Origin of the sequence: Reyranella sp. (genome assembly GCF_052439685.1) — a bacterium.
Taxonomy (GTDB): Bacteria; Pseudomonadota; Alphaproteobacteria; order Reyranellales; family Reyranellaceae; genus Reyranella.
The window spans coordinates 90,571-102,504 of the sequence record NZ_JBQVQG010000005.1 but is presented as its reverse complement, the minus strand read 5'-3'; the positions used below and the strand labels follow the sequence as shown (position 1 = coordinate 102,504).

At 66.8% G+C, this 11,934-nt stretch carries 12 protein-coding genes; 4 read left to right on the top strand and 8 right to left on the bottom strand.

Annotated elements, in window-relative coordinates:
• The 5 genes from ACT6UX_RS08990 to ACT6UX_RS08970 all read right to left on the bottom strand — a co-directional run bounded on the left by ACT6UX_RS08990 (position 1) and on the right by ACT6UX_RS08970 (position 4,533).
• Positions 1-729, bottom strand: coding sequence for an LON peptidase substrate-binding domain-containing protein (locus ACT6UX_RS08990; protein ID WP_444774809.1), 729 nt, complete (start codon positions 727-729; stop codon positions 1-3).
• A gap of 10 nt (positions 730-739) precedes the next feature.
• A complete protein-coding gene (gene trxA / locus ACT6UX_RS08985; protein WP_444774808.1) occupies positions 740-1,672 on the bottom strand; it encodes a thioredoxin in 933 nt (310 codons plus the stop codon).
• 93 nt (positions 1,673-1,765) lie between these two features.
• Positions 1,766-2,101: an Mpo1-like protein gene (locus ACT6UX_RS08980; RefSeq protein WP_444774807.1), complete on the bottom strand. Its 336-nt coding sequence runs from the start codon at positions 2,099-2,101 to the stop codon at positions 1,766-1,768.
• A gap of 9 nt (positions 2,102-2,110) precedes the next feature.
• Entirely contained in the window at positions 2,111-3,325 is a 1,215-nt protein-coding gene (locus ACT6UX_RS08975; RefSeq protein WP_444774806.1) for a CaiB/BaiF CoA transferase family protein, read from the bottom strand.
• Positions 3,322-4,533: a CaiB/BaiF CoA transferase family protein gene (locus tag ACT6UX_RS08970; protein WP_444774805.1), complete on the bottom strand. Its 1,212-nt coding sequence runs from the start codon at positions 4,531-4,533 to the stop codon at positions 3,322-3,324. Before ACT6UX_RS08970 ends, ACT6UX_RS08975 begins: the two co-directional genes overlap by 4 nt.
• A gap of 118 nt (positions 4,534-4,651) precedes the next feature.
• Here ACT6UX_RS08970 and ACT6UX_RS08965 point away from each other — a divergent pair, with 118 nt between their 5' ends.
• From ACT6UX_RS08965 to ACT6UX_RS08950, 4 genes are all read left to right on the top strand, one after another.
• Positions 4,652-6,052 carry a sulfatase-like hydrolase/transferase gene (locus ACT6UX_RS08965; protein ID WP_444774804.1) on the top strand — a complete coding sequence of 467 codons (1,401 nt, stop codon included), beginning with the start codon at positions 4,652-4,654 and terminating at the stop codon, positions 6,050-6,052.
• A 13-nt stretch (positions 6,053-6,065) separates the two neighbouring features.
• The gene (locus ACT6UX_RS08960) at positions 6,066-7,037 is read left to right on the top strand and encodes a Bug family tripartite tricarboxylate transporter substrate binding protein (RefSeq protein WP_444774803.1); all 972 of its coding nucleotides are present in this window, start codon (positions 6,066-6,068) and stop codon (positions 7,035-7,037) included.
• Positions 7,038-7,134: 97 nt separating this feature from the next.
• The gene (locus ACT6UX_RS08955; RefSeq protein ID WP_444774802.1) at positions 7,135-8,148 is read left to right on the top strand and encodes an aspartate-semialdehyde dehydrogenase; all 1,014 of its coding nucleotides are present in this window, start codon (positions 7,135-7,137) and stop codon (positions 8,146-8,148) included.
• A gap of 111 nt (positions 8,149-8,259) precedes the next feature.
• The gene (locus ACT6UX_RS08950) at positions 8,260-9,693 is read left to right on the top strand and encodes a tetratricopeptide repeat protein (protein ID WP_444774801.1); all 1,434 of its coding nucleotides are present in this window, start codon (positions 8,260-8,262) and stop codon (positions 9,691-9,693) included.
• Here the strand turns inward: ACT6UX_RS08950 and ACT6UX_RS08945 are convergent.
• From ACT6UX_RS08945 to ACT6UX_RS08935, 3 genes are read right to left on the bottom strand one after another with little or no spacing between them, the layout of a single operon-like run.
• On the bottom strand, positions 9,690-10,283 hold the full coding sequence (locus ACT6UX_RS08945; RefSeq protein WP_444774800.1) for a TIGR04282 family arsenosugar biosynthesis glycosyltransferase: 594 nt from the start codon (positions 10,281-10,283) through the stop codon (positions 9,690-9,692). The genes ACT6UX_RS08950 and ACT6UX_RS08945 overlap by 4 nt on opposite strands.
• Positions 10,280-10,960: a TIGR04283 family arsenosugar biosynthesis glycosyltransferase gene (locus tag ACT6UX_RS08940; protein ID WP_444774799.1), complete on the bottom strand. Its 681-nt coding sequence runs from the start codon at positions 10,958-10,960 to the stop codon at positions 10,280-10,282. The genes ACT6UX_RS08945 and ACT6UX_RS08940 overlap by 4 nt, the downstream gene beginning before the upstream one ends.
• On the bottom strand, positions 10,957-11,898 hold the full coding sequence (locus ACT6UX_RS08935) for a radical SAM protein (RefSeq protein ID WP_444774798.1): 942 nt from the start codon (positions 11,896-11,898) through the stop codon (positions 10,957-10,959). Before ACT6UX_RS08935 ends, ACT6UX_RS08940 begins: the two co-directional genes overlap by 4 nt.
• Positions 11,899-11,934: the final 36 nt, after the last annotated feature.

The following is an 11,934-nucleotide window of genomic DNA, read 5'->3' as shown; positions in this document are numbered from 1 at the left end:
TCAGTTCCGGCGGCTGGGCGGCGTGTCGGATGCGTCGCCGAAGGCGTTCATCTCGAGGAAGGCGATCAGCAGCTTGGCGCGCGCCGTGCTGTCGGCCGCCTCCAGCAGTGCCTGCTTCTCGGCCGGGCCGAACGGCAGCACCATCGACAACGAGGTGACGAGGTTGGCGTCGGCCGCCTTGTTCACGGCGTCCCAGTCGGTCGAGAGCTGGCGCCCGCGGAAGAAGGCAGCCAGCGCCGCCATCAGCCGGTCGCGGTCGAGTTCGACGATGTCTTCCGCGTGGTCGAGGTCGGCGCGATAGGGTGAGAAGACCGAGGAGACGCGGCGGTAGCCGCCCTGGGCGAGGTCGAGTTCGCGCACGATGTCGAAGCGGCAGATGCCGCTCAGCACGAGCATCAGCCGTCCGTCCTCGGTCTCGTTGAAGTTGGTGATGCGCCCGGCGCAGCCGACCCGGTGCACCTTGGGCGGGCCGTCTTCGGTCGGCATTCCGTCGCCGGCAAAGCCGCCGGGCTGAACCGGCTGCACCATGCCGATCATGCGCGAACCGGCCAGTGCGTCCGAAATCATGGCGAGGTAGCGCGGCTCGAAGATGTTGAGCGGCAGCTTGCCGCCGGGCAGCAGCAGGACGCCCGACAGCGGAAAGATCGGCAGCGTCTCGGGCAGCTGCTCGAAGCTCGGCTCGAACGGATTGCGCGCCGGCCTTTGCGAGGAGCGCTCTTCGTCGCTCATGAAGGGCCGCTCATGAGAACAGGATGGTCGACAGCCGCTTGCGGCCGTCGACGGAAATGGGATCGCTGAAGCCCAGCGCCTCGAAGAACTTCAGGAGCTGCTGGCGCGCGGCGGCCTCGTTCCAGTTGCGGTCGGCCTTGATCATGGCGAGCAGCTCGTCGACGGCTTCCTGCTTCTGGTTGCCGGCCCAATAGGCCATGGCGAGGTCGAGGCGAGTCTGGAAGTCCTTCGGATCGGCCTCCGCCCTGGCCTTGAGGTCGCCGATCGGGCCGGCGTCCTTGGCCTTCTCGGCGAGATCGATGGCGGCCTGGGCCGCCACGACGTCGGTGCCGGTGCGCTCCTTGGCCGGAATCTGCTCGAGCAGCTCCTTGGCCTGCTCGACGTCGCCGAGAGAGACCTGGTAGCGCGCGAGGCCGGCCAGGGCCGCGACGTTGGTGGGCTCGAGGCCGAGAATCTCGCTGTAGATCTGCGCGGCGGTATCCATGTCGTTCTGCGCGACCGCGGCCTTGGCCTGTTCGAGCAGTTCGGCCAGCTCCGCGGCCGCCGGATCGCCGGTGGCGCCGCCGGAAGCCTGGATGAGGCGGGCGACGAATTCCTTCAGCTGGCTTTCGGGGACCGCACCCATGAAACCGTCGACCGGACGGCCGCCGAAGAAGGCATAGACGGCCGGAATCGACTGGATGCGCAGCTGCTGAGCCAGCATCTGGTTCTTGTCGATGTCGATCTTGACCAGCTTGACCGCGCCCTTGGCCTCCTTGACGACCTTTTCGATCATCGGCTGGAGCGTCTTGCACGGCCCGCACCACGGCGCCCAGAAATCGACGATGACCGGAACGGTCCGCGAGGCCTCGAGCACGTCCTTGGCGAACTTCGTCTGGTCGCTGTCCTTGATCAGGTCGGCGGGGGCAGCCTGCGGCGCGGCGCCCTGCAGCATCGTTTCCATGAGTCCTCGAGCGGAATTGGGAGGGTGGCCTGCAATGTGGCGTCGGCCCCCCCGGGAAGCAAGGGGCGAGGGCGCCTCTGATTCGGGCCCGTTCTAAGGGCTGCGAACCTGGTGTTTCATCAACTCGTCACCCAGCCGGCCGGTGAGGAACAGGCCGCACATCCGATAATCGCTGATCAGCGACCAGAAGGGTGCCTCGAAGGTGGCAGGCCTGTTCTTCTCGATGAAGAAATGACCGAACCAGGCTGGTCCGTAGCCGAACACGGGGACACCCAGCAGCCACCACCAGTTCTGCGACGCGATCGCCCAGACGAGGAGCGCGGCGGAGGCGATGGTGCCGACATAGTGGACGGCGCGCGTGGACGGTTTCGCGTGCTCGCGCAGATAGAACGGCCAGAACTCGGCATAGGTCCGGAAGCGGGAGGCCATCCGGAGACCCTACCCCAAAGCGCCGGACTTTTTCAGGGCATCGATCTCGGCCTCGCTGAAGCCGGTCTCGCGCAGCACCTCATCATTGTGCTGGCCGACCTCGGGGGGCGGGCCGGCAGGGCGCGGCGTGGCGAAGCCCAGCCGGATCGGCGTGTTCACCGTACGCGGGATCTCGGGGTTGGTCGTGTCGGCGAAGATGCCGGCATGTTCGGCCTGCTCGTCGTCGATCACGTCGGACAGGCGTCCGATGACCCCGAACGGGATGCCGGTGCCCGACAGGCGCTTCTCCCAGTCCTCATAGGTGCGCGCGGCGAAGACCGGCGCCAGCAGGTCGTGCAGTTCCTGGGCATGGGCGCGCCGTTCCGGCCGACCGGTGAAGCGCGGATCCGCGATCAGGTCGGGTCGCTCGATGATGTCGCAGAAGGTGGCCCACAGCCGGTCGTCGCGCACCATCAGGAGCTGCAGCCAGCGATCGTCCTGCGTGCGGTAGAGGTTGGTCAGCGCATTGCGGGGCTTGTCGGGTGGCGGGCGCACCGGCAGCTGCGCGCCGATCAGCGCGCCGGCGGCGGTGGTGCCGTTGGCCCAGACGCCGTTGGCATAGAGCGAGGTGCCGACCCAGCCGCCCTTGCCGGTCTGGTCGCGCCGCCGCAGGCCCATCAGGATTGCCGCCACCAGGGTCATGGCGGTGGCGCGGTCGCCCTGCGCTGGCAGCGAGACGCCCGGCGGTCCGCCGTCGTAACGCGCCGCATCGAGGATGCCGGAGCGGCCGAAATAGGCGGTGATGTCGAAGCCCGGCCGGTCGCGGTCGGGTCCGGTCTCGCCGTAGCCGGTGAGCGAGCAGTAGACGAGGCGCGGGTTGATCGGCTCGATGTCCTCCCAGCGAAGCCGCAGCCGTTCGCGGGCCGGCGGCGGGAAGTTCACGATCATCACGTCGGCCCGCTTCAGCAGCCGTTCGAGGATGGTGCGGGCGCCGTCGGTCTTGAGATCGAGCGCCAGCGAGCGCTTGTGGCGGCCGTCGAGCTGCCACGGGAAGTTCCGGTCGCTCTGCGGGTAGCTGGCGTTGCGGAAGCTGTTGCGGTGCGGGTCGCCGTCGACCGGTGGTTCGATCTTGATGACGTCGGCGCCGAAATCGCCAAGCGCGGCGGCGGCCGCCGGCGCGGCGATGAACGAGCTGATGTCGAGGACGGTGAGGCCGGCCAGCGGCAGCGGTTCGTCCGGCGTCATCGAAGCGCACCGCTCGCCTTGAGCGCCTCGACTTCCTGGGCACTCATGCCGGCCTCGCGCAGCACCTGCTCGCTGTGCTCGCCGAGGTCCGGTGCGGGATGCGCGATGCGTTGGCTGGCGAAGCTGAGGCGGATCGGATCGGCCAGGGTGCGCGGCATGTCGGGAATCGCCGTCTCGACCACGGCGCCGCAGGCCACGGCCTGTGCATCGTCCGGAACATCCTGCGGGCGGCTGATCACGCCGAAGGTGACGCTGTGCGTGGCCAGCGCGTCGCGCCAATGCTCATAGGGCTGCGTGGCGAAGGTGTCGCTGAGGATGCCGGCCAGTTCGCCGGCGCGGGCGCGACGCTCGGGCTCGGTGGCGAAGCGCGGATCGTCGATCAACGACTCCAGTCCCATCGCGCGGCAGAGCGGTGCCCAGAGCTTGTCTGTCCGTACGATGGTGAGTTGCAGCCAGCGATCGTCGGCCGTGCGGTAGATGTTGCCCAGCGCCGACCGGGGCCGGTCGGGCGGCGGCCGGTGCGGCAGGAAAGCGCCGACGAGGGCTGCTTGCGCGATCACGCCGCATGACCACAGGCCGTTGCCGAGCAGCGAGGTGCCGACCCACGAGCCTTCGCCCGTCTTCATGCGATGCATGAGCGCCATCAGGATGGACGAGACCAGCGCCATCGCCGTGGCGCGATCGCCTTGCGCGGGGCCGGGCACGCCCGGCGGCCCGCCTTCGTAGCGCTGGGCATCGAGCAGGCCCGAACGGGCGAAGTAGGCGGTCGCGTCGAAGCCGGGCCGGTCGCGATCGGGGCCGCTTTCGCCATAGCCGGTGAGGGAGGCATAGATCAGCTTCGGATTGACCTGCTTCACGTCGTCGTAGGCGAGCTTCAGCTTGTCGCGCACCGGCGGCGGGAAGTTGCAGATCAGGATGTCGGAGATCGCGATCAGCCGGTCGAGCGCCGCGCGGGCATCCTCCTGCTTGAGATCGAGCACGATGGAGCGCTTGTTCCGCGAATCCATCTGCCAGGGGTAATTGACCTCGCTTTTCGGATAGTTCGCCGAATCCTGCATGATCCGGCGGTTGGGATCGCCGTCCGGTCCTTCGACCTTGATCACGTCGGCGCCCCAGTCGCCCAGCACGACGGCAGCGGCCGGTGCGGCGATGAATGAGCTGATGTCCAGTACGCGCAATCCCGCCAGCGGCAGGGCAGTCTCGGTCATGGATTCTCCCTTTCGCGGCCGATATGGGCGCGACGCTCTGGCCGCCGTCAACACCGCTCGTTAGCTTGATTTCGGCACGCGGTGTGCTTGCCGGAATTTGAGAACGAGGAACCCGATAGTGGCAAAGAAGCGCAAACCGAATTTTCTGATCGTGCTGATCGACGACCTCCGGTTCGACGAGCTGGGGATCTGCGGCCATCCTTACATGAAGACGCCGCATATCGATCGAATCGGACATGAAGGCGCGATGTTTACCTCGGCGTTCCACACGACGCCGCTCTGCTCGCCCAACCGCGCCTCGATCCTGACCGGCCAGTATGCCAGCCGCCATGGAATCATCGACAACGTGGCGCGCGACGCCCACAGCCATCGCCTGCCGAACTACCACGTCATCCTGCAGCGCCTGGGCTACGAGACCGCCCATATCGGCAAGTGGCACATGGGCAATTCCGGCGGTCCGCGGCCGGGCTACGACAAGTGGGTGAGCTTCCCGGGCCATGGCTCGATCATCGATCCCGTGCTGAACATCGACGGCAAGGAGAAGAAATACGAAGGCTACATCACCGACCTGTTGAACGGGCACGCTGTCGACTTCCTGAAGAAGAAGCGCGACAAGCCCTTCGCGCTGTTCTTCGCGCACAAGGCGGTGCATCCCGACGCCTTCCAGGCGGCCGACGGCACGATCGACTTCACGAATGGCGGCTACCGTCCGGCGCCGCGCCATGCCGACCTCTACAAGGGCGAACACTTTCCGCGCCGGCCCAATGCGCTTCCGGCGGCCGATGTCGTGAAAGACAAGCCGGCGTGGACCGAAGCCCATGCGCTGAGGGTCAACGAAGCCTCGCGCAAGGTGCTGGACGGAATTCTTGCCGGCACGGACGAGGAAATCCGCCTGCGCGCCGCCATGATGGCCTCGGTCGACGAGGGCATGGGCGATATCTTCAAGGTGCTGGAGGAGCAGGGCGAACTCGACAACACCTTCATCCTGTTCTTCGGCGACAACGGCTACTTCTTCGGTGAGCACGGGCTCGGGCCCGAGCGGCGCTTCGCCTACGAAGAAGGCATCAAGTCTCCATTCCTCATCCGCTACCCCGCCTGGTTCAAGCCGGGCACGATGAACGACGAGCTGGTGCTGGCGCTCGACATCGCGCCGACGCTCGTCGATCTGGCGGGCGGGAAAGCGGCGGACTTCAAGACAATGCAGGGTCAATCGCTGAAGCCGCTGGCAAAGGGGGCCAAACCCAAGGGTTGGCGGACCTCGTTCATGTGCGAGTACTTCAGCGAGAACGCCATGCCGTGGCTCGTGGGCATGAGCTACAAGGCGATCCGGACCAAGCGTCACAAGTACATCCACTGGACGCAGAAATCGCTCGACGGCGTCGCGTGCGACGAACTCTACGACCTGAAGAGCGATCCCTACGAAATGAAAAACCTGATCGGCAAGCGATCGGAGAAGGGGCTGATTGCGCGCCTGCGCAAGCAGCTCGCGTCCCTGGTCGCGAAGTCCGTCGGCCTCTAGGAGACTGATAGCCATGGTCCTGACGAAGAGAAGCCTGCTGGCGGCCGGATTGGCCGTCGTCTCGACGAGGAGCATGGCGCAGGCCTGGCCTTCCAAGCCGATCCGCATGATCGTGCCGCTGGCGCCCGGCGCCACGGCCGACATCATCGCCCGCCTCTATGCCGACGAACTCGGCAAGGCGCTCGGCCAGACCGTCGTGGTCGACAACAAGACCGGCGCAGGCGGCACGATCGCCTCCGCCGAAGCGGCGCGCGCAGCCCCCGACGGCTACACGATGCTGCTGATCTCCCAGGGCACCATGGTGTTCAACATGGGGCTCTACCCGAAGCCCGGCTACGATCCGGTGAAGAGCTTCGATCCGGTGGCGGTCGCGGGCTCGGTTTCCAACGTGCTGATCGTGCATCCCGACAATCCAGCGAAGACGGTGGCCGACCTGATCGCCCAGGCCAAGGCGAAGCCGGGCGAGCTGACCTATTCTTCGGGCGGGACGGGGACGAGCCATCACCTGTCGGCCGTCCTGTTCGAGCGCGATGCCGGCGTGAAGCTGCAGCACGTTCCGTATCGGACGACGCCGGCCGGAATCATGGGCGTCGCCAATGGCGAGGTGACGATGGCCTTCTACAACACGCCGACCGTGGTCGGTCAGATCAAGGGCGGAAAGCTGAAGGCCCTCGCGGTCACGAGCGCGCAGCGCTCCGAGCTGCTGCCAGACGTGCCGACGATGGTCGAGCAGGGCATGAAGGATTACGTGTTCAGCACGTGGATGGGGTTCGCCATGCCGAAGGGCACGCCGGCACCGGTCATCGAGAAGCTGAATGGTGAGATCATCCGCATCGCCAACATGCCGGCCGTGCGCGAGAAGACGAAGGGGCAGGGTATCGACATGATGCCGCCCCAGCCGCCCGCGGCCGTCGACAAGCTCATCCGCGACGAGCTGGCGCTCTGGCTGCCCATCATCAAGGCCTCGGGAGCGACGGCCGAATAGCGGGCCGCGCCGGCCCTATCCTTGCCAAAGCGGGGCCGTGCGCGTATCTCCCCCTGTCCTTCAATCAGGGGTGCGCGCACATCGGGCGCATATAGTCATGGGCTACAGAGTCGCCGTCGTCGGCGCGACCGGAAACGTCGGTCGCGAAATGTTGCAGATCCTGGCCGAGAGGAACTTCCCGGCCGATGACGTGGTCGCGCTGGCCTCGGCCCGCTCGGTCGGCCTGCAGGCCTCGTTCGGCGACAAATCCGTGCTCAAGGTCCAGGACCTCGCCAAGTTCGACTTCAAGGGCATCGACATCGTGCTCAGCTCGCCCGGCGCCAAGGTGTCGGCCGAACACAGCCCGCGCGCCGCCAGGGCCGGCGCGGTCGTGATCGACAACACTTCCTACTGGCGCATGGATCCGGACGTGCCGCTGGTCGTCCCCGAGGTCAATCCGCAGGCGATCGCCGGCTACAAGGGCCGCGGCATCATCGCCAATCCCAACTGCTCGACCATCCAGATGGTCGTCGCGCTGAAGCCCATCCACGACGCGGCCGGCATCAAGCGCGTCGTCGTGTCGACCTATCAGTCGACGTCCGGCGCCGGCAAGGAAGCGATGGACGAGCTGGTCAGCCAGACCAAGAGCTTCTTCGTCAACCAGACGCTCGACCCGGTGAAGTTCACCAAGAACATCGCCTTCAACGTCATTCCCCAGATCGACGTCTTCATGGATGACGGCTCGACCAAGGAAGAATGGAAGATGGTGGTCGAGACCAAGAAGATCCTCGACCCCAAGATCAAGATCCACGCGACCTGCGTGCGGGTGCCGACCTTCGTCGGTCACGCCGAGGCGGTGAACCTCGAGCTCGAGCGGCCGCTCGAAGACGACGAAGCACGGCGCATCCTTGCAGCGGCGCCCGGCGTCCTGGTGGTCGACCAGCGCGAGCCGGGCGGTTACGTGACGCCGAAGGAAGTCACCGGCCAGGACGGCGTGTTCGTGAGCCGCATCCGCTCCGATCCCACGGTCGAGAATGGCCTCGCGATGTGGGTCGTCAGTGACAATCTGCGCAAGGGCGCGGCGCTGAACGCCGTCCAGATCGCCGAGGAGCTGATCAAGGGCTACATCTAGGCTCCCAAACGGACCATTCTGATGATTTGAATGGCGTGGACCTCGCGGTCCGCGCCATTTTCGTTTGAGCGGCGGGATGCTTGTGAGAAGCCGCTGGGCTAAAGTGCGAGCGTGAACGACACGCCCCACATCCACCCGACGAAGCGTGAATCCGCGGCCTCCGGCGCACCGACGCCGTTGTTCGGCAACGCGGCCGACAGCTTCGTCCAGCAACTGCGCCTGGCGTCGCAAGCCCATCGCGCGGGGCGTCTCGACGAGGCGATCACTTCTTATCTGCGGCTGCTCGCCGTTCGCCCCGATCATGCCGAACTGCACAACAATCTCGGGGTCGCGCTGCGCCTCGCGGGCAAGCTCGAAGCCTCGGTGTCGCATCATCGGCTGGCGCTGGCGGCCGACCCGCAGAATCCGGCCCTGCATTCCAATCTCGGCAACGCGCTGCGTGCCGTGAACCGTTTCGACGAGGCGGTGAAGCATCACTACCGGTCGATCGCGCTCAGCCGCGATTATGCGGAAGGCTTCTTCAATCTGGCGCTCTGTCTGCGCGACCTTGGCCGCCTCGAGGAGGCGATCGGCTGTTTCAGCCGCGCGCTGACGATCCATCCCGACAACCGGCGCGCCCGGGTCGAGTTCGCGATCGCGCTCCTGATGCAGGGTGAGCTCGAGGCAGGGTTCGCCGCCTACGAGATCCGCAAGCGCCTGCCCGAGACGCCGACGCCCGATTTCGCGCAACCGGCCTGGGAAGGCGGACCGCTTCAGGGCAAGCGCATCCTGCTCTATCCGGAGCAGGGCCTGAGCGACGTGCTGTTGTTCGTGCGCTTCGCCCGCGAGCTGAAGCAGCGCGGTGCCACGGTGCTCGTGCTTTGCCAGGCACTGCTCAAGGACTTGCTGCGGGCGGTCGATTATATCGACGAGGTCATCGCCGAGGGCGAGACGCTGCCCGCGTTCGACGTCCATGCCTCGATGGTATCGCTGCCGCACCTCTGCCGCGTGGAGTTCGCCGCGCTTGCGTCCGCAACGCCCTATCTCAAGGCGCCGGAGGAAAGCCGTATCAAGCTTGGCCAGCGGGAGCGGGCGAAGCTGCGCGTCGGCATCTACTGGGCCGCCATGCCGGGACAGGCGCAGGACCGCCAGCGATCGGTCTCGTTCGAGCAGTTCCTGGCACTTTCCGGCGATCCGGAGCTGCTGTTCTTCAGCCTGCAGGGCGGCGTCCACCAGAAGGACATCCAGTCGTACGGCGCCGGCGGGCTGGTGCACGATGTCGGCCGCGGCATCTTCGATTTCGCCGAGGCCGCCACCGCGCTGTCGCAACTCGACCTGCTGATCTCGATCGACGCACCGGTCGCGCATCTCGCGGCAGCGATGGGCGTGAAGACATGGGTGCTGCTGCCCTCGACCGCGGACTGGCGCTGGCAGCTCGGGGGGACGCAGGCGCCCTGGCATCCTTCGGCGCGCCTCTTCCGCCAGACTGTTTCCGGTACCTGGAACGACGTCTTCGGGGACGTGCGGCGCGAACTCGATGTATTGAAGAAGGCGGCGCCGGCCTAGCCGGCCAGCCGCCGCAGGGCCTCGGCATCGTCGACGTCTTCCAGTGTGTCGGCCAGAGCCACGGTGATGTGATCGGGCAGGCCGGCCAAGGTGTCGGCGAGCGCCGTCGGAATCGACCACCGAACCCTCGCAAAAAGTGAACGGGGCAGGGGGCGAACGCGCCGTGCCCCGACCAGCCAGAAGCCGCCATCGCGTGCCGGACCGAAGACGAGATCGTGCGCGCCGAGAAGCGCGAAAGCCCGCGCGATGTGCGACGCGCGCATTTCCGGGATGTCGCTGCCGACCAGCACGACGGGGCCGGGCGGCAATGACGCAAACGGCAGCTTCATGCGCCGACCCAGATCGCCCTGCCGCTGCGGCTTGCGGCGGGAGACGGGCACGAGGTGCCAAGCGGGATGGCCGAGCGTATTGTCGGGCGTCACGAACAGCCAGACGGTCCATCGCGGATCGAGTGTCATTCGCCGGATCTGGTCCCCGAGAATCCGGCGATAGAACCGGACGGCTTCCCTCATGCCGATCGCCGCACCGAGACGGCGCTTCACGCGGCCGGCCTGCGGCGTCCGGGCGAAGATGACGAGATGACGCTTCATCTGCCGTAGAGACGTCGCAGCGTCTGCGGCGGAAGGCCGGCGAAATAGAGCGACAGACAGGTGAGGTTGCGCGCAGGGCGAAGCCACCAGCCGTCCCGCCGATAGCGGGCCGCCGAGGTGATGGCGTCGGCTTCGAGGAGGACCAGATCGTTGCGGCCGATGCGGCGGACGAGATCGACGTCTTCCATCAAAGGCAGTGGCCGAAATCCCCCGAGCCGCGCGTAGTGCGCGCGGGAAATCAGCAGGCCCTGATCGCCATAAGGGAGGCCGAGCGCGCGACAGCGCCACGCCGCCAGTTGCTCCACCCTCCGGGCGCCGGGCTCGGCGGCATCGAAGCGCAGCCGGAAATAGCCGGCCTTGCCGGCGGCCGAAGCGACGAAGCGTGCGATGACGTCGCCGGCACCGGGCCCCAGCCTCGTATCGGCATGCAGGAACAGCAGCCAGGGCGCGAGGCCGATGGCGGCACCGGCCGAGAGCTGGCCACCGCGTCCGGCGGGTGCCGTCAGGACGGCAGCGCCCGCCCGGCGTGCGATGGTGACCGTATCGTCCCGCGAACCGCCGTCGCAGACGGTGGCCGAGAAAGCGAGGTCGGGATGGGCAGGAAGCGCCGCGAGAGTCGACACGAGCGCCGGGCCTGAGTTCAGTGTCGGGATGACGATGTCGATCGCCGTCGTCACGCGCTGCAGGCGGCCCCACCCAGGACGCAGAACTTGGCGCAATGCGGATGGTTGAGGCGCACCTCGCCGACGCTTTCGGCCAGCGTCTCGCCCAGTTCGAACTGCGGATCGTAAGGCAGCAGGGTGCAGGCCACGACGGAAGGCCGTGACGCACCCTTGCGCTTCACCACCATGCGGGCCGACGCACACATCACGCTGTCCGGCGACTTCTTGAGAATGCCCCAGCAGGCCGTCGTGATCTCGGGAACGTCGACGGTCGGATCCATCTCGGGGAACAGGACCAGGGTCGCAGGATCGTGCGCATCGATCGCGACGCCCAGTCGCTCGAACAGCCGAGCATAACCGGTGCGGACTTCATCATCGCTCTCGTCGGAAAAGTGGCGGCCGGCCACATGCACCTGAAAGCCGGCCTCGGCCAGCCAGACCAACCCATCGATCGTCGGCTTCCAGCTTCGCAGGCCACGCTCCTCCTCGTGCAATGCTCTCTCGTAGTGATCGACCGAGACCCGGATCGCGAGATTGTCGCGACCATGCCGCGCCAGCAGGTCGAGCAGCGCCGGCTTCATCCTGTGCATCGGCTTCATGGCGTTGGTCAGCACGATCGCCTCGAAGCCGCGCGCCAGTACATCGTCGAGCATTGCCGGGAGGTCAGGGTTCATGAAGGGCTCGCCGCCGGTGAAGCCGATCAGCCGTGTTCCATGACCGTCGCGTTCGATCTCGTCGAGATAGGCCGCGGCCTCGCCCGCCGTGAGATAGACCAGCCGATCGTTGCGCGGCGAGGATTCGATGTAGCAGTTGCGGCAGGTGAGATTGCAGAGGGTGCCGGTGTTGAACCACAGCGTCTCGAGCGCCTTCAGGCCGACATGGGCGCGCGTTTCGCCCCGGGCGGTAATCCAGGCATCCTTGAATTTCGCGGGATCGAGCAGAGCGGGCAGCATCGGACAATCCTGCGCAAAGGAAGGCGGCAGAGGCTA

Coding starts and splice junctions, on each gene's coding strand:
- ACT6UX_RS08990 (WP_444774809.1), bottom strand. CDS start 729: ATGAGCGACGAAGAGCGCTCCTCGCAAAGGCCGGCGCGCAATCCGTTC.
- trxA (WP_444774808.1), bottom strand. CDS start 1,672: ATGGAAACGATGCTGCAGGGCGCCGCGCCGCAGGCTGCCCCCGCCGAC.
- ACT6UX_RS08980 (WP_444774807.1), bottom strand. CDS start 2,101: ATGGCCTCCCGCTTCCGGACCTATGCCGAGTTCTGGCCGTTCTATCTG.
- ACT6UX_RS08975 (WP_444774806.1), bottom strand. CDS start 3,325: ATGACGCCGGACGAACCGCTGCCGCTGGCCGGCCTCACCGTCCTCGAC.
- ACT6UX_RS08970 (WP_444774805.1), bottom strand. CDS start 4,533: ATGACCGAGACTGCCCTGCCGCTGGCGGGATTGCGCGTACTGGACATC.
- ACT6UX_RS08960 (WP_444774803.1), top strand. CDS start 6,066: ATGGTCCTGACGAAGAGAAGCCTGCTGGCGGCCGGATTGGCCGTCGTC.
- ACT6UX_RS08955 (WP_444774802.1), top strand. CDS start 7,135: ATGGGCTACAGAGTCGCCGTCGTCGGCGCGACCGGAAACGTCGGTCGC.
- ACT6UX_RS08945 (WP_444774800.1), bottom strand. CDS start 10,283: ATGAAGCGTCATCTCGTCATCTTCGCCCGGACGCCGCAGGCCGGCCGC.
- ACT6UX_RS08935 (WP_444774798.1), bottom strand. CDS start 11,898: ATGCTGCCCGCTCTGCTCGATCCCGCGAAATTCAAGGATGCCTGGATT.